Raw genomic sequence first — 16,592 nt, forward strand, 5'->3', positions numbered from 1 at the left:
ATATGTTGATATCGTTGACCCCAATCATATCGCAAAGGGGGGGGGCACTTTTAACCATAAAGTGTTAGATCAATAAAAAAACACATAATTTATTCAGATTTGTAAGAGTAGAGATTGTTGTTAGTGATATATGATCTGACCGATTCCGGGACTAAATAACGAATTGACTGGCGTTCGCCCTTGGCGTTGACGAAGTTATCGCGGCAAAATTTGCGAATTAGACTTGACGAAACTCCTACTAAAGGTATATTCAAGAGTTGCCAGTGAATGTTATATGACTGCTCTCTAAGTTGTTGCTCCACTTGCTTGCAGATTAATTTGCTTTGAGTTATAGTCTCACCACCTAGCTGTCGGGGTGCGATTAACCAATCACACATTTGTGCTAATTCGTGTCCCCGATACCAACCGGGTAAGGTTTGGAAAGTATCCAAGCCCACAATCCAGTACCAGTGAGTATTTGGGTAACAAGCAGATAAGTCAATCAGGGTGTTAATGGCATAAGAAGTCCCAGAGCGATTAGTCTCCACTAGTGAGACAGTAAATGCTGGGTTATCTTTGATGGCTAATTGCAGCATTTGCACGCGATGTTCAAACAATGCTGCTTCTTTGTGAGGAGGATTTAGGGATGGCACCCAAATTACCTTTTCAAGGGATACTTGATGCAAAGCTGTCTCGGCTACGAGCAGGTGTCCCCAATGAATTGGATCGAATGTGCCACCAAAAATTGCTAGTTGCTGCATCCAGATAAGCCTGGTTTATATGCAATTGAAAAATAGTTTCATTACCAATGTACTATTGTACTCAATTCACGCCTAAACTTAATGCAATTTCAAATTAGTTTCACTAAACAATGTATTATGTAGCCAATTCCAGTAAGGTAGCCAAAAATATGTATTTGACATTACAAGAATTTCTTTCCCGATGCAGCCAAAATTTTCAGAATAATCTTAAGAACAGTTCAGAAATAGCAAAAACTTCCAACCAAGGTAAAATCATTCTCAACCAGGAAAACCAGAGCAGAAACATCATTTGGGCATCAAACATGAACATGATACAGGAGTAGTTACGGTAAAAATCAAATTCCTGTTATGATACGCGTGTCATTTGTGATTATGGTGTGGTGTGGTGTAAGAGGAGCAATAAATGACTAATTCTGTAGATTTTAGTGGTAGACCATTTCATTTTATTGGCATCGGTGGCATAGGTATGTCTGCTCTGGCGTACGTTCTTGCGAAGCGTCAATTTCCAGTATCAGGTTCGGATCTTCGTCCTAATCACATTACACACAAGTTGGAATCTATCGGTGCTCATATTTTTGGTAAACAAGAGGCAAGCAATCTCGAATTCTTTCACCCTCAGGTATTGGCTAATTCAGTAGTATTAAATTCACAAGAACAATTACCTGCTGATAGTAAGTCAAAACTGCCTCAAGTCATTTGTTCAACAGCAATTAACACTAATAATTTAGAATACAAAGCAGCGCTGGAATTAGGTTGTCCAGTTTTACATCGTTCAGATGTACTAGCAGCTTTAATTGCCGATTACTACAGTATTGCAGTGGCAGGAACACACGGCAAAACTACAACCAGTAGTATGATTGGCTATATGCTTCTGGAAGCAGGTCTAGACCCAACGATTTTAGTCGGTGGCGAAGTGAATGCTTGGGAAGGTAATGCTCGATTGGGACAAAGTCAATATTTGGTAGCCGAAGCAGATGAATCAGATGGTTCTTTAGTAAAACACGCTCCTGAAATTGGTATTATCACCAATATTGAACTCGATCACCCTGACCACTACGATACATTAGAAGAAGTCATTGACACCTTCCAGACATTTGCTAAGGGTTGTAAAACGTTAATATGTAGTATTGACTGTGCTACAGTGCGCGATCGCTTGCAACCCACAATCAGCTACAGCTTACACTCAGATACCGACGCCGATTACACCGTCACTAATATTGATTATCGTGCTGATGGTACCACGGCTTTGGTTTGGGAAAGAGGCAAAGCTTTGGGCGTATTGACGTTGCGGTTGCTCAGTCGGCACAATCTCAGCAATGCCCTAGCCGCAGTAGCTGTTGGTCGTGCTTTGGGCTTAGAATTTGGAGCAATTGCCAAAGGTATCGCCACCTTTCAAGGAGCAAGACGACGCTTTGAGTTCCGAGGTGAAGTCAATGGCATTACCTTCATCGATGACTATGCTCACCATCCCAGCGAGATTCGCGTTACTCTTGCCGCAGCACGTTTACAGGCAAGACCAGGGCAAAGAGTGGTTGCCATCTTCCAACCTCATCGCTATAGCCGTACACTGACCTTTTTAGAAGAATTTGCCGAGTCCTTTACCCATGCTGATTTGGTTGTGCTGACTGATATTTACAGTGCAGGCGAACCTAATTTAGGGCAAATTAGTGGTGAATGTCTAACGGCGGAAATTGCTAAACAGCATTCGCAGGTAGTTTATCAACCAACTTTACCCGCAGTGTGTGAGTACTTGCTACAAACACTACGCCCAGGAGACTTGGCGCTGTTTTTGGGAGCGGGAAATTTGAACCAGGTGATTCCTGAAATAATTACGACACTCTGTGAACCGGCTAAAGCCACATCCTAAGTGGAAACTTTGCGAAGTTTTATTTCCAAACAAAGTGCCCCTCTAGCAACGGTTTCATCTGTGAATTCGATTACCGTGTCTTTGCGGTAAATTAATGTAAAAATTTTACCAAAACAAAGTAAAGATGACCATTTCCCAGGCAGCTGGAAACGTCTGCACAGTTCCTGCTTTGAATACAAAGAAACATCAAACAGCTAATTCAGTGGAGAGCGAAGTAATTTACTTACCCAGTACTGATTGTGCGATCAAGTCCCAGGCTTCTTTGTCAGCGTTTACTTCCTATAGAGTTGGGGGAGCCGCTGATTTATACGTTGCCCCCCGAAACTTAGAAGCACTGCAAGCAAGTCTTAAATACGCAAAAGAACGTAATTTAAAGGTGACAACACTGGGAGCAGGTTCTAACTTGCTGGTGAGCGATGGTGGTATATCAGGCTTAGTCATTGCTACTCGTCATCTCCGCTTCAGCAACTTTGACCCCCAAACCGGTCAATTAACCGTTGCTGCTGGAGAATCAATTCCCAGCCTGGCATTGGCGGCAGCAGAATTAGGGTGGCAAGGATTGGAGTGGGCTGTTGGTATCCCTGGAACAGCCGGAGGTGCAGTGGTAATGAACGCGGGGGCACATAATAGCTGTATCGCAGATATGTTAGTTAGTGCCCAGGTACTTTCACCAGATGGTACGTTGGAAACTCTTACCCCGGAACAGTTAGGTTATAGCTACCGAACTTCATTATTGCAAGGTGGCGATCGCATAGTCACTCAAGCCACCTTACAACTCGCGCCAGGTGCAGACCCCGCAAAAGTTGTGGCAATCACCAAAGAACACAAAAAGCATCGGTTAAGCACCCAACCATACAACTTCCCCAGTTGTGGCAGTGTTTTCCGCAATCCCAAACCTTACAGTGCTGGCTGGTTAATTGAACAAACTGGTCTGAAAGGCTACCAAATTGGTGGAGCACAAGTAGCGCTACTCCATGCTAATTTTATCGTTAATCGTGGTGGAGCAAAAGCTAGTGACATTTTCTGTCTCATTCGCTACATCCAACATCAAGTACAAGAACGTTGGTCTATTAATTTAGAGCCAGAAGTTAAAATGCTCGGAGAGTTTCAAGGTGCTTGTTGAAACTTTCAATTCAATGAGTAGGGGAAGCAGAGGATCAGTTGCAGTAAGTCTTTCCCCTCCGTACCTCTGCCTCTTGTGCCCAATGCCCAATACAATTCTTGGAGAAGGCTGCGCCAACGGCAACTCTTAGAGACGCTAAACGCTCAGTACAAGTGCCCCATGACGGCAGTTGCTCCACTTGGGGAAACTCCAGACGCTCGATGACTCGCTACCGCTTCGCTATCGCCCTTGGCGTCTCCCCTTGGGAGAAGACCGCACTGCCTCCCCCATGCCCCATTCTATGAAGCATTAATTATTGGTAAAAAAAGAGGCAAATTACTTACCGCATCTATAATTGAATTTGATTTGTTATTCAACGCACAGGCGTACAAATAATTATGATAGGAAAAGGACAGGGATTCGGCTTTGGCTTAGGAAAAATGAAGGAACTGGCCGAAGCTTTTAAGAAAGCACAGCAAGTTCAAGAAGGCGCAAAGCGACTCCAAGAAGAATTGGAGCAAATGGAGATTCAAGGAGAATCTGGCGGTGGTCTGGTGAAGGTGATTGTCAGTGGGAACCAAGAACCAAAACGAGTAGAAATTTCTCCAGATGCTTTAGCAGAAGGTGCAGAAGTACTTTCTGATCTTGTAACAGTGGCAATGAAAGAAGCCTACAACAAGTCCACAGCAACAATGCGGGAACGTATGGAAGAATTAACCAGTGGGTTGGAGTTACCTGGATTTTAGTCATTGGTCATTAGTCATTGGTCATTAGTCATTAATTATTGGTCATTGGTCATTGGTCATTGGTCATTGGTCATTAGTCATTGGTTATTGGTCATTGATCATTAGTCATTGGTCATTTGCAAAGGATAAATGACTATTGACTATTGACAAAAGACTATTGACTATTGACAAAGAAAATCTATGCCTTACAAGTTGCTGTTTGTCTGCTTAGGTAACATCTGCCGATCGCCATCGGCAGAAAATATCATGAATCATCTAATTGAGCAGGCTGGTTTAAGCGATGGCTCCGCCAACCCCAAAGGCATACGCATCCTCTGTGATTCTGCTGGTACATCTAGCTATCACGTTGGTAGCCCACCTGACAGACGCATGAGTGCTGCGGCCGCTACTAAGTTGGGAATTAAACTGCGTGGTCGAGCACGCCAGTTTCAAAAGTCAGACTTTCAAGACTTTGATTTGATTTTGGCTATGGATCGAGAAAATTATGAGAACATCCTCAGTCTTGATCGAACTAAGCAATATCAGCATAAAGTGCGTTTGATATGCGAGTTTTGCTCTCGATACACTCTAAAGGAAGTTCCAGATCCCTATTACGGTGGTCAAGAGGGATTTAATCAGGTTATTGATTTACTGATCGATGCTTGTGAAGGCCTGCTCACAAAAGTTAAAAGTCAAGAGTTATGAGTTAGGAGTTAGGAGTTTTAATTCCTCACTCCTCACTTTGAACTCCTAACTTTTATTCCACTAAACCATGCTTCATCGCAAAACGGACTAATTCCGCGCGGTTGCTGGTTGAGGTTTTTCTCAATAAACTGCTAACGTACTTTTCCACGGTTCTAGGACTCAGGTGTAGCTGATGACCCATTTCGGCATTAGAAAGACCATGAGTCAATAACTCTAAGACTTCCTGTTCTCTATGAGTTAGGGCTGAGTGCAGATGGGATTTCTGAATTTGAGTGGATAGAGAATTATGGGCATCCTCCGCTTTTATCAAGCCGGAAATGCCCAAACTGTCTTTATGAGAAAAACGATATTCTGATTGGATAATTTGCGATCGCTCTAAAAGATTGCGGATTGCTGCTGCTAACTCTTCCAGTTCAAAAGGCTTGGGTAAATATAAATCGCACCCCGACTGGTAGCCCAGAATTCTTTCTTGGGTCTTAATGCGTGCCGTTAATAAAATTACAGGCAATAAACGAAACACTGGTTGTTGACGCACCCGGCGCACCAGTTCATAACCATTCATCCGTGGCATAACAATATCCGTGACAATCAAATCAGGATGATACTCATCCACCATAAACAAAGCCTCTTGACCGTCATTAGCCGTGATCACTGAGTAGCCAGACAGTTCAAGATAGTCGCTAACAGACAGACGAGTGCCCAAATCATCATCCACTACAAGGATCGTCAAGGGCATGGATTATACACCCCTAGCATTTTTTTACTCAGAATATTTGCTTTTATCTACTCCGTTAGTGAACACAGACAATAATAGTGTTCTTATGTTTCATACTATGACAGGATTACCGGTTAATGACTGCTCTCAGGGTTTATTTATAAGGAAAATCTTAAATCATTAGGAAGGTTAACGAAGTGTAATTACCTTAGACTCCCTGTGCTTAGGAGGCATAGAGAGCTTTGTAATTTGTAACAACTCATCATCATTAGCGTCATACCAATTCTTTGTCAGGACTTATGCCAAAAGGGAGTAAAAATCTTGATTTTCTGTAGGGGCAATTCATGTAAACGCAAAGAAGCAAGTTACGCGGAGTCTTTTCTAGAGAAGCGGCTTCCCACAGGGTATTGCCCCTACTTGATGTGTAAGTCCTATTTGTGAAACTGCACAAAATCAGGCTTGGTCAGACAAGTTGTTCAAGCAACTTGTTCTATGAAACCTCAGAGGTAATTGGTATCAGCTAACTTAAAGTTGCCAGAAAACCTTAATTTTGAACTTAAAAAAGCTAAATTAGTAATATACAGTTCACCATTTATAGCGGTTCTAAGATACACTCTATAATTTACAAGCCAATCAAAATAATTTTTTAGGTACATTTAAAGCACACAAAATTATCAATGAGCGACAAGAACGAAGGTTACAAAGTTATTTGCGACAACCGTCAAGCCCGTTATTTGTATGAAATTCTAGAAACTTACGAAGCTGGAATTGAGTTGACAGGAACAGAGGTGAAGTCGATTCGTGCGGGTAAAGTCAATCTCCAAGATGGCTATGCTTTGCTTCGCAATGGCGAAGCATGGTTGATCAATGTGCATGTCTCGCCTTACAACGCTAGTGGACAATATTTTAATCACGAACCACGGCGTACACGCAAGCTTCTATTACATCGTCAAGAACTCCGTAAGCTAATTGGCAAAGTCGAACAGCAGGGTTTAACTTTAATCCCTTTGAAAATGTATCTTAAACGAGGCTGGCTAAAAGTGAGTATAGCCCTTGGCAAGGGTAAAAAGCTCCACGATAAACGAGAAGACCTGAAACGACGCCAAGACCAGCGTGATATTCAACGGGCAATGAAAAGTTATTGAGGATCGGTGTTACTAAACTACCACAGCAAGAGTAAGAAACAGGATTGCTGTGAAAACCATGTTGTATGTCTACAGCGTGAGTTATTAAAATGCCTAGTTTATAGCCGCAGATTGATTTTGTTAAGGTTGAGACCCGATATAGTGGTGAGTAACTTCGGATAGCATCAGGAACTTTCACAACTTATGAAAAGTAATTTCATTACCGCTGTTGGCGCTGGCGTTCTCAGCTTGAGTATGGGAATTTTACCTTTAACTCTATCTGCACAAGCTCAGACAACTAATGACTCCGGAGCCACTACTAGTACTACTGCTCCAACAACGACCACTGACGATCGCAATGATTTTGATTGGGGTTGGCTAGGATTAATTGGTCTATTTGGTCTAGCTGGGTTGGCTGGTAAAAAGCGCGCTAACGAACCTGTAGCTTATCGTGATCCTAATGCCCCAAGTACCACTACCTACAGAGATTAGACTATTTAAAATTCATTCATTTGTCAGTTGTTCGGTAAGAAAACAACTGACAACTTAATTTATATTAGTTTGTTGCTGGTTCTAAGTTAGTTGAATTTGTCTGGTTTTGAGCTAAAGGTGTCCAGTAACTAGCAATTAAGGCAACGATGAGCCACCAGAGGGTATTGACTTCAGGACGATACCAGACAGTATCTACGGTGCCGTGAGCTAGCATACCCAACAAAATAGCGATCGCTCCTATTAACCAAAATCCCTCTACACTTCTGATTTGTCGCAACCGTCGCACTTGCAAAAGTGCCGTATTAAATGTGACAATTATTAGCCAGAGAAAGCAGGCTAAACCAACAAAGCCAGTTTCTACAGTCACTTCAAACAATATCGAATAGGCGCTCAAAGCAGTGTAACGAGGGCGTTGGTAGAGGGGATAAACTTTATTAAAAGAGTTGTGACCAGGCCCAATGCCGAAAATCGGGCGATCGCGAATCATTTCAAAAACAGCATCCCACACATTGCGGCGAAAATTATTACTGCTATCTTTACGGTCAGCAAAAATACTGAATACTCGCAGCCGCACTGGCTCTACAAATATCACTGCTAGCACCAATACGCCAATCAAACCTCCTAAAACAATCGGTAGTGACCAAGTACGCCAAAAACGAGGCATTTCCACGCTTTTCCAATAAACTAGCAAAGCCATCACAGCTAAAACTGCCACCACTAGTCCAATCCAACCACCACGACTAAAAGTCAGAATTAGGCAAGAACTATTGACAATTAGCATCGTTAATGCAAGGGCTTTCTTAGGCCAGCTTTGCCATGCAAAAATTGCCACTAAGCTAAAAATTACTGCTGGTAAGAGATATCCAGCCAATAAGTTGGGATTGCCTAAATAACTGTAGACTCTTGTAGTCTTAGAAAGAGGAGATTCTGGATCGACCCAAGTTGCCAGTGCTGTGGCTCCAAAAAACCATTGGCGCAACCCGTATACACTAACAATTAACGATACGTGCAGATAAAGGATGATAATCCAAGAACGGAGGCGAGGCGACCTTAATACCCTGGCACAAAGGGTAAATAGTAGCAAATACAAGGTCAAAGTTCCCAAGTCGTTAAGTGCCGCCTTTTTCACTGGTGATAATGCTGTTGCGACTGCGGCAACTCCCCAGTAGAGCAATACCAGCAAGTGAATCGGAGTGACTGACGAGACATTTGCTGGTGTTACTTCATCAGATAAAGTCAACAACAGCCAAAATCCGACACAAGCCACCAGCAAAAAAGCCACTAATGTACTCGAAGCAAAAGGTGCTAGAGCATATATTAAGCTGAGTAAAGCTGCTGCGATCGCATCTCCCCATTGGAGCAAGACGCTAGTTTGCCGCCAAGAACTTAGCAGCCCCACCAGAGAGCGGTGTACATAACTGGTAGCAAGATATTCTTTGAGCGGTAAAGTTGATAGAGTAAATCGTTGCCAGACTAAATTCATAAAAAACATTGCGATCAATTAGCCTGCCGACGCAGAACTTGGAATCGATCATAATGCCTATAGCTATAAAAAGGTAATAACAGAGATTGCAGATCGCGTAATGGCGCTCTTATTCTTAGCCATCAGCCAATACGAAGTTAAGATAGTTCTTCATATACTTAGTACAGCTTGACGTAAAATGGTGGCGAATTGAGGGTTGAAATTTAAAGGCATAGGTAAGCGCAGAAGCACACAGAGAATTCGCTACGAATTAATGAAATATAGATAGAAAATACGTCTTTCCCAATTTCCATTACCCCTTATCCCCAGAGGAGACCCCACCTTCCCCAATCCCCACGATCATCAGACATTGCTAATTGCTGGTGAGGAAGTCGCCAGTTGGAGCGGCAAAGAAAGCACATAACGATATCCTGACTCTGGTGAACCTTGAATCAAAATATGTCCGCCATGCAATTCTGCCAGTTGACAACTTAGTAATAAACCCAAGCTTTCACGAGAAAGACTTCCATGTGATTTAGCTAAATTTATACCTGAACTAGTAGCAAAGAAATTTGAGTGGGAATCACTCAGGTTTTTGGAATTCTCCACTGCTACTGATGAAGTATTTAGTTGCTCTTGTCTTTCTGTATAAGTATTGTAAGTTGCAACCTCACCTGTAAGCTCCAGCAGCGACAAAGAATTGAGACGGAAGTAAGGATCTACCTCTGTTATGCCATCCCCTAACCAGGGATGGGAAACCCAAATAGTAATGTTGAGCGTATCTTCTTTGTAAGAAACATGAATGCGAACAATGCTACCTGTAGCCGAAAGTTGAATCACACTGAAAATTAGATGATAAAGCATTTGCCGCACCTTGTCTTTATCTAAAGGCCAAATGCGACTGCGTCCCGGTTCTATAGACAGGCGAATATCTTGCTCGCGGCGATTAGCTACTTCTTCGAGGGTATTGATAGCTTGTTGGCATAGCATTTCAATATCCACGGGAGCTAAATTTAGCACAGTTGAGTTTTCATTCATAGCTCCAAGTTCGGTAATTTCGTTTACTAGGGAAAGTAAGTACCGACCACTATGTTGGATAATTTCCAAATATTCTCTCTGCTTAGTCGTCAAAGGCCCATAAATCTCACGTCCTAAAACACTAGCCATACCGAGTACAGATGTTAAAGGTGTGCGTAACTCTTGAGTTAGCTGACTCAAAAGTTCTAGCTTCAGTTGCTTAGTAGAAACAGAGTCGCTATCTTGAGTGGATGCAGTGATTTTAATCTCAGTGTTACGTTCCTCATTTAGTGAAAATATCGGAACGTTCTTGGAAGCGTTTGATTCGAGTTTCCCTTGCAGGAGTCGGTTACGTTCAAATTCACTCATGCTCCAACGAGCGATGATTTGTAAAAACTCAATGTCTTGGGGTTTAAAATTGCGCGGCACTAAATCCATCACCGCCAATGCACCCAAACAATTTCCCTCAGCATCAATCAGTGGCGCTCCTAAGTAAGCACGAATACCATAATCTTGTACCAACTTGCTACTAGCAAGTATTGGGTCGGTAAGTTTATGTGTATCATTAATTTCAAATATTTGAAAACTCTCTACTACCTGAGTGCAAAAGGATTCCCGGCGTGGTAGTTGGCGGCTTTGTGCCAAATGATTCATTAGTCCCAGCCTAGATAAGCCTACCGCCGACTTGAACCAATGGCGTTCTTGATCCACAAATCCCAATATGGAAATTGGTGCTTCCAAAAAGCGGGCGGCAGTCTGTGTGGCTTCTTCAAAAACCGGAATCGTTTCTGACTGCCGCAAACCTAAATCCGACAAAGCTTTGAGGCGTTGCTGTTCTCTTGATTCATGAGAATCCCAACCATCCTTTAGGGCAAATAATTTGTTTTCAGGCTCTATCATTGCCACTGTTACCTTAATAATTTCTCGATTCTGTAATTGATCCAAGTCCTATTTCTAGGTTATCAATTGCTATTTTTAAGCATTCCCTAATTTTGCCTCTGACAAACAAATTTAGGGCAAAAATTTTTTCTCCCTTCCATTAAGCCAAGATGTGGTGTCTGCTAGTTACTAGTTACTGGTGCTGAATGTTGTTTATTTAGCACTGGTGTAGTCTTTATTGCTTGATATTTTGCAATCAGACTGCGTTAGATTTGGATTCAGCCAGGGTAAGCTAATGCTAAGGATACAATACAAAGGGGCTGTCATTATTTATGTATATAAAGGAAAATTTTTACTGGAACATTCAAAGTAAATTTACTTAAAAAAATAGATGTTAGTGTAATTAAATATAGACATTTTACTGATAACAGCTAGCACCCAGAGATGATAATCCTAGTGCAGAATGACCTAAATAGGCCAATCATATCCCTACGGATTAGCAAGCTACTAAATTATTGAAAAGCCCAGTTTCTAAACTTTTTGAATTTTGAGAGAAGTTGGAGTGGCGGCTTCAGAGAACTCTGATGGCAATTTCGGGCGCTCACATTAAGAGGGCGTGATTTTGAATTAACCATAACCGACTAAATAGTTGATCTAAGCTTTTATCCAATAGATTAAATCTATTACAGTTTCATGCCGAAAATTGTACAAGGTTTTCTATTTTTTCCATGTGAGGAAACATTTTTTGAGGACGACTGGTAATGAATAAAATGACTATTAGAGTTCCTTTTGTAGATTTAAAGTTACAACATGAACCAATTCAAACGCAATTGCAAGATGCAATCCAATCTGTATTGGAACAGGGAGATTTTATTTTAGGGCAAGCACTTTCAGATTTTGAAGCAGCATTTGCGGCAGTATCTGGTACAGCTTATGGAGTTGGTGTGGCATCAGGAACAGATGCGATCGCTCTGGGATTACAAGCGTGTAATATTGGTGCTGGCGATGAAGTCATTTTACCCGCAAATACTTTTATCGCCACCTTAATTGGGGTATTACGTGCTGGCGCCAAACCAATTTTGGTAGATTGCGATCACCAAACAGCTTTAATTGACTTAGAAGCCGCAGCAAAGGCAATTACGCCTCAAACCAAAGCAATTATCCCTGTGCATCTCTATGGTCAGATGGTATCACCACGCGATCTAATAAACTTTGCCGATACCTACAAACTACTAATTTTTGAAGATGCCGCCCAAGCACATCTGGCCCAAAGAGACGGATATTACGCTGGTTCAGTAGGAATAGCAGCAGCTTTTAGTTTCTATCCCAGCAAAAATTTGGGAGCATTTGGGGATGGGGGAATGCTGCTGACACGAGATTCAGATGTAGCCCAGAAGATGGTGCGCTTGCGAAATTATGGTGCATCACAAAAGTATTTTCATACTGAACCAGGTACAAATAGCCGCTTGGATACTTTACAAGCAGCTATTTTGCACAAAAAACTCCCATATTTGCCCCAGTGGAATCGCGATCGCCTGACTATTGCCCAGCAGTATGATAGTGAGCTAGCACGCTTGGCAACTGCTGGGATTATCCCTATAGAAAATCAAAGTGGTACAGGACACGTTTATCATCTCTATGTGATTAAAGTTGATGATTCTTGCCCAATAGAACGCCAGCAACTCCAGGAAAAACTCACAGCAGCAGGAATTCAAACTGGTATTCACTACCCAATTCCTTGTCATCTCCAGCCAGCATTCACCAACTTAGGCTATCAACCGGGAGATTTTCCCCAAGCAGAAAAGTTGTCAAAGCAAATATTATCATTACCGATGTATCCTGGTTTGAGTAGTAGCCAAGTTAAAGAAGTTGTAGCAGCGATCGCCAATGCAGTCTCAACAAGTTATCAGGCAGATAATCTATCTCCTGCTGACCTTGGCAGCGTGGTAGCCTGAAGTTAATTCATACTTAATGTGCATCTAACAATTAGACATTTGTCCTTTGTGCTTTGTCATTTGTCATTTGTCATTTGTCCTTTGTCCTTTGCAAATGACCAATGACTAATAGACCAATAACCAATAACTAATGACTAATGACCAATAACTAATGACCAATGACTAATGACTAATGACTAATGACCAATGACTAATACTGAAAATCATGGCACTCCAGCAACAGGTTAAAAATATAAAAGCATCAGGCTTGTTAAATATAGCTATTTTAGGCGTTTTGCTGCTGCTTTATGCCCCGATATTGCTACACTGGTTGGATGGTTGGCTGCACAAAAATATTAGTACAGAACACGAATATTTCAGCCACGGGATTATTGGTCTACCATTTGCGGCTTATCTGGGCTGGATGAACCGGAAAAAGTGGAGACGTTTGCCAGATACCATCAATCCTTTGGGCGCTGTTTTATTGTTATTAGGGGCAGTTTTTTATCTTAGCGGTGTTACAGAGTGGGTTAACCTTTCCTTGCCCGTTATATTAGTCGGATTATGCTTGTGGTTTAAGGGAATAGCAGGTTTGCGATTACAAGGATTCCCCCTACTACTAGTATTTTTAGCTACGCCAACAGCATTACCCTATCTCATTGCTCCCTATACCATGCCTCTGCAAAGCTTCATCGCTGGCACAGCAGGCTTCATACTGAATCAATTTGGTATGGAAGTAACCGTAGATGAGATCAATCTTTACGTGGGAGGACGGATTGTAGAAGTTGCTCCCTATTGTGCAGGGCTGAAAATGTTGTTTACGACTCTCTACGTTGGTTTGATGCTGCTTTATTGGACAGATGCTTTATCTTCACGGCGGACAATTATATCGTTTTTATCTCTTGCTGCGATCGTTAGTATTAGTGCCAATATCATTCGTAATACTTTACTGACTTTCTTTCACGGCACAGGTCAAGAAGCGGCTTTTAAATGGCTGCATGAGGGTTGGGGTGGCGATCTCTACTCTGCTTGTATGCTGGTGTCACTAGTGCCCTTACTGAATTGGATTAACACCTATTTTTCAGCATCTCTAGAAACTGAGCAAGAAGTAGAAAGTTAGAGGCATTGGGCATTGGGCATTGGGCATTGGGCATTGGGCATTGGTTATTAATTCTTTTCCCTCACTCTTCCATCTCCCCTTGCCCGCTGCTCCCTCATCTCCTCTACTCCCCACTCCCAACTCCCTTCATCTTTCATCATTTATACGTAAGTCCTAAATATTACTGAACTCACAATGTGATTTTATAAAGTAAAATTTTGCCTAAGTATTGCAAATTTTACTGATGATTTCCTTATCTAAATTTTTCAAGGAAAACCAATTGACTCAGGTAGCAGCACTTTTGTTATTGCTACTGCTGCTAGCAATGGCAGGGGTTCCCGGATATCTGACAGGACACTGGCAATGGAAACAGCCGCCCCCTGTTACTACCCTCCACGAATTAAAACAGATCCGCAAGACTGGGTTAACCCTTCCTGGTTGGCAAACCATTGAACAAGCTGAACAGCAAATTGGCGAACATAATTGGTCTTTGCAGGTAATTAAAAAAGAAGGTTCCGAATCCCAAGCAATCCTGCTTTTGTTGCCGCAAAATGGGCCTATGGATCAACCAGAGGTAGAGTGGACAGACGTTAACGGCTGGGGAAGATCACGCTGGGGAAAGTGGGATGTAGCTCAATCTCGTTCTGCGGAATTTACTGTCAAACCATCTGCAAAGTTGGCTTCTAATGTCGAAACTAAAGTAGAAGCTAGGTTTTTTCGCGCCTCCACACCACAGCAAACCTTCGCTGTTTTGCAATGGTATGCTATGCCAGACGGCGGAAATCCATCACCTTTTTACTGGTTCTTGGCGGATCAACTGGCACAGTGGCGCAAGCAACGCACTCCTTGGGTTGGCGTGAGCATTCTGATTCCAATGGAACCTTTGGGGCAAGTAGAAACATCTTGGTCTTTAGCTCAGTCTATTGGGGAAACAGTGCAAGCTGCATTAATGGCAGGTCCTTTGTAGAGCTTGTTATAGATGCCCTTGTGCAGAAATTTATCAAGAGTATGTCTATAAATTATGTTCAAGCTGAAACTCACCTAAAATGATGTTAACAACATGAAGTTAGAAATTAAATTTAGCAAAATTATTCTCTTTCTCTTGGTAAATACTTGTAGATAAAAGAGACATTGAAGGCATTTTTAGAGTAAAATAACCACTCGGTGCGACTAATTTCTATATCAATATTTTCTGCACCAATGTTCATAGATCCCAGTTCTTGTATGCGTGGATTCAGCGCCTTGTGTTTTGTCAGTCTTCAAGTAGGAGTTTTCTTAACAACACCTATCCAACTTGTTGTTGCCCAGCCTTTTCCATCTCAAAGACAATCACCAGGGCTATTCCCTTCGCCTTTGCCAGGTACTGAGGTTATACCTCCAGGTACGAATGAAGAAATTTCTCCGCAACTCAGTCGCTACCTCTTGGGGCCAGGAGATGCAATTGGTGTTGTGCTTCAGCGTCCTCCAGGTCCATACCGCTTAGGCATAGGAGATGGAATTAGCGTTTCGGTTCAGCGCTTTCCAGATTTGAGCTTTCAAGCTTTAATCAACCCAGAAGGTAATATTGCGGTGCCGTTATTGGGAACAGTTTCTTTACAAGGTTTAACTTTGGAAGAAGCTCAAGAAAAAATTCGCTTAGGTTTAAATCGTTATGTCGTCGATCCAATAATAGTTTTAGCCTTAGTAACCCAGCGTCAAGACCTCAGTTTTCAAGCTGTAATTAGTCCAGAAGGCAACATCATCGTGCCGCAAGTGGGAACGGTGTCATTAAAAGGTTTAACCTTGGAAGAAGCTCAAGAAAAAATTCGCTTGGGCTTGAGTCGCTTTTTCCCAGATCCAATCGTGGTAGTATCCTTAGCAGGAACGCGACCAGTTCAAGTTACCATTAGCGGGGAAATATTTCGACCAGGAATTTATCCAATTAATTCACCAACACCCCGCGTTGCTGATGCTTTGCTAATATCTGGTGGTTCAACGTTGAATGCAGACCTGCGACAGGTGCAAGTACGCCGGAAGTTAATCGATGGTTCTGTGATTTCACAAACTATTGACTTATATGCAGCACTGCAAAATGGCGGTTCAATCCCGAATTTACGCTTACAAGACGGAGATGCGATACTCGTGCCCCGTCGCGAAGTCGGTAATGAGGACGGTTATGACCGCAATTTAGTAGCACGTTCATCCTTGGCCACACCACAGATTAGAGTCCGAGTTTTAAACTACGCTGCGGGAGGTCTTTCCATTCAAGCACTGCCTAACGGCAGTACATTTGTAGATGCTTTGGGAGGAGTAAATCTAGACACTGCTAATTTGAGAGATATCGCTCTGGTTCGTTTTGATTCGGAACGAGGCAAAGCTGTTACCCAAAAACTTGATGCTAAAAAAGCTTTAAGCGGTGATGCATCTCAAAATGTGGCACTTCAAGATAACGATGTTATTGTTGTTGGTCGGAACCTCATTGGTAGAATTACTAACTTCCTGACCACTATTACCCAGCCTTTCTTCAATGTTCAATCCTTTCTCCGGTTTTTTGACAACGTCGGTGGTAGATATTAGTAACATTAAAAGAAGTATACAAGCTGGAAATATTTTGGAGTATAGGAAGCCATATCTTTAACTTATCTTTGAATTCATTAATGGAAAAATCTTAAAGATATCAACCGATATATACAATAGGAAGTTGATAGCGTCCTTGTATCAAAGCCACTATCTTTGTTTGGTACTTCCTAAA

The 16,592-nt window shown here is 42.2% G+C and carries 14 protein-coding genes; 10 read left to right on the plus strand and 4 right to left on the minus strand.

The window, feature by feature from the left end; genetic code table 11:
- Positions 1-89 precede the first annotated feature (89 nt).
- Positions 90-740 (minus strand): nicotinate (nicotinamide) nucleotide adenylyltransferase, encoded by a 651-nt coding sequence (gene nadD / locus HWQ58_RS29780; protein WP_292871089.1) that lies wholly within the window; start codon positions 738-740, stop codon positions 90-92.
- 403 nt (positions 741-1,143) lie between these two features.
- On the opposite strand from nadD, the gene murC reads away from it, so the two are divergent.
- From murC to HWQ58_RS29800, 4 genes are all read left to right on the plus strand, one after another.
- Positions 1,144-2,607 (plus strand): UDP-N-acetylmuramate--L-alanine ligase, encoded by a 1,464-nt coding sequence (murC, locus tag HWQ58_RS29785; RefSeq protein ID WP_292871091.1) that lies wholly within the window; start codon positions 1,144-1,146, stop codon positions 2,605-2,607.
- 124 nt (positions 2,608-2,731) lie between these two features.
- Positions 2,732-3,730: a UDP-N-acetylmuramate dehydrogenase gene (gene murB, locus HWQ58_RS29790; protein ID WP_292871093.1), complete on the plus strand. Its 999-nt coding sequence runs from the start codon at positions 2,732-2,734 to the stop codon at positions 3,728-3,730.
- A gap of 377 nt (positions 3,731-4,107) precedes the next feature.
- The gene (locus HWQ58_RS29795) at positions 4,108-4,455 is read left to right on the plus strand and encodes a YbaB/EbfC family nucleoid-associated protein (protein WP_292871095.1); all 348 of its coding nucleotides are present in this window, start codon (positions 4,108-4,110) and stop codon (positions 4,453-4,455) included.
- A 180-nt stretch (positions 4,456-4,635) separates the two neighbouring features.
- Entirely contained in the window at positions 4,636-5,139 is a 504-nt protein-coding gene (locus tag HWQ58_RS29800) for a low molecular weight protein-tyrosine-phosphatase (protein ID WP_292871097.1), read from the plus strand.
- Positions 5,140-5,191: 52 nt separating this feature from the next.
- On the opposite strand, the gene HWQ58_RS29805 is transcribed toward HWQ58_RS29800, so the two are convergent.
- Entirely contained in the window at positions 5,192-5,875 is a 684-nt protein-coding gene (locus tag HWQ58_RS29805) for a response regulator transcription factor (RefSeq protein WP_292871099.1), read from the minus strand.
- A 656-nt stretch (positions 5,876-6,531) separates the two neighbouring features.
- Here HWQ58_RS29805 and smpB point away from each other — a divergent pair.
- Positions 6,532-6,999 carry an SsrA-binding protein SmpB gene (gene smpB / locus HWQ58_RS29810; RefSeq protein ID WP_292871101.1) on the plus strand — a complete coding sequence of 156 codons (468 nt, stop codon included), beginning with the start codon at positions 6,532-6,534 and terminating at the stop codon, positions 6,997-6,999.
- Positions 7,000-7,182: 183 nt separating this feature from the next.
- Entirely contained in the window at positions 7,183-7,470 is a 288-nt protein-coding gene (locus HWQ58_RS29815) for a WGxxGxxG family protein (RefSeq protein WP_292871103.1), read from the plus strand.
- A gap of 64 nt (positions 7,471-7,534) precedes the next feature.
- Here the strand turns inward: HWQ58_RS29815 and HWQ58_RS29820 are convergent, their stop codons facing one another.
- Both HWQ58_RS29820 and HWQ58_RS29825 read right to left on the minus strand, forming a co-directional pair.
- On the minus strand, positions 7,535-8,953 hold the full coding sequence (locus tag HWQ58_RS29820; protein ID WP_292871105.1) for an IctB family putative bicarbonate transporter: 1,419 nt from the start codon (positions 8,951-8,953) through the stop codon (positions 7,535-7,537).
- A gap of 342 nt (positions 8,954-9,295) precedes the next feature.
- The gene (locus HWQ58_RS29825) at positions 9,296-10,849 is read right to left on the minus strand and encodes a GAF domain-containing sensor histidine kinase (RefSeq protein ID WP_292871164.1); all 1,554 of its coding nucleotides are present in this window, start codon (positions 10,847-10,849) and stop codon (positions 9,296-9,298) included.
- 740 nt (positions 10,850-11,589) lie between these two features.
- Here HWQ58_RS29825 and HWQ58_RS29830 point away from each other — a divergent pair.
- From HWQ58_RS29830 to HWQ58_RS29845, 4 genes are all read left to right on the plus strand, one after another.
- A complete protein-coding gene (locus tag HWQ58_RS29830; protein WP_292871107.1) occupies positions 11,590-12,783 on the plus strand; it encodes a DegT/DnrJ/EryC1/StrS aminotransferase family protein in 1,194 nt (397 codons plus the stop codon).
- 205 nt (positions 12,784-12,988) lie between these two features.
- Positions 12,989-13,882 carry a cyanoexosortase B gene (crtB, locus tag HWQ58_RS29835; RefSeq protein ID WP_292871109.1) on the plus strand — a complete coding sequence of 298 codons (894 nt, stop codon included), beginning with the start codon at positions 12,989-12,991 and terminating at the stop codon, positions 13,880-13,882.
- Positions 13,883-14,105: 223 nt separating this feature from the next.
- Entirely contained in the window at positions 14,106-14,828 is a 723-nt protein-coding gene (locus HWQ58_RS29840; RefSeq protein ID WP_292871111.1) for a cyanoexosortase B system-associated protein, read from the plus strand.
- Between the two features lie 233 nt (positions 14,829-15,061).
- A complete protein-coding gene (locus HWQ58_RS29845; RefSeq protein WP_292871113.1) occupies positions 15,062-16,417 on the plus strand; it encodes a polysaccharide biosynthesis/export family protein in 1,356 nt (451 codons plus the stop codon).
- Positions 16,418-16,592 lie beyond the last annotated feature (175 nt).

The sequence above is a fragment of the Nostoc sp. LPT genome (assembly GCF_017115165.1).
Classification (GTDB): domain Bacteria; phylum Cyanobacteriota; class Cyanobacteriia; order Cyanobacteriales; family Nostocaceae; genus Nostoc.

Excerpts from the sequence above, each read along its gene's own strand:
- nadD (WP_292871089.1), bottom strand. The coding sequence starts at position 740 with ATGCAGCAACTAGCAATTTTTGGTGGCACATTCGATCCAATTCATTGG.
- murC (WP_292871091.1), top strand. The coding sequence starts at position 1,144 with ATGACTAATTCTGTAGATTTTAGTGGTAGACCATTTCATTTTATTGGC.
- murB (WP_292871093.1), top strand. The coding sequence starts at position 2,732 with ATGACCATTTCCCAGGCAGCTGGAAACGTCTGCACAGTTCCTGCTTTG.
- HWQ58_RS29795 (WP_292871095.1), top strand. The coding sequence starts at position 4,108 with ATGATAGGAAAAGGACAGGGATTCGGCTTTGGCTTAGGAAAAATGAAG.
- HWQ58_RS29800 (WP_292871097.1), top strand. The coding sequence starts at position 4,636 with ATGCCTTACAAGTTGCTGTTTGTCTGCTTAGGTAACATCTGCCGATCG.
- HWQ58_RS29805 (WP_292871099.1), bottom strand. The coding sequence starts at position 5,875 with ATGCCCTTGACGATCCTTGTAGTGGATGATGATTTGGGCACTCGTCTG.
- smpB (WP_292871101.1), top strand. The coding sequence starts at position 6,532 with ATGAGCGACAAGAACGAAGGTTACAAAGTTATTTGCGACAACCGTCAA.
- HWQ58_RS29815 (WP_292871103.1), top strand. The coding sequence starts at position 7,183 with ATGAAAAGTAATTTCATTACCGCTGTTGGCGCTGGCGTTCTCAGCTTG.
- HWQ58_RS29820 (WP_292871105.1), bottom strand. The coding sequence starts at position 8,953 with ATGAATTTAGTCTGGCAACGATTTACTCTATCAACTTTACCGCTCAAA.
- HWQ58_RS29825 (WP_292871164.1), bottom strand. The coding sequence starts at position 10,849 with ATGATAGAGCCTGAAAACAAATTATTTGCCCTAAAGGATGGTTGGGAT.
- HWQ58_RS29830 (WP_292871107.1), top strand. The coding sequence starts at position 11,590 with ATGAATAAAATGACTATTAGAGTTCCTTTTGTAGATTTAAAGTTACAA.
- crtB (WP_292871109.1), top strand. The coding sequence starts at position 12,989 with ATGGCACTCCAGCAACAGGTTAAAAATATAAAAGCATCAGGCTTGTTA.
- HWQ58_RS29840 (WP_292871111.1), top strand. The coding sequence starts at position 14,106 with ATGATTTCCTTATCTAAATTTTTCAAGGAAAACCAATTGACTCAGGTA.
- HWQ58_RS29845 (WP_292871113.1), top strand. The coding sequence starts at position 15,062 with ATGTTCATAGATCCCAGTTCTTGTATGCGTGGATTCAGCGCCTTGTGT.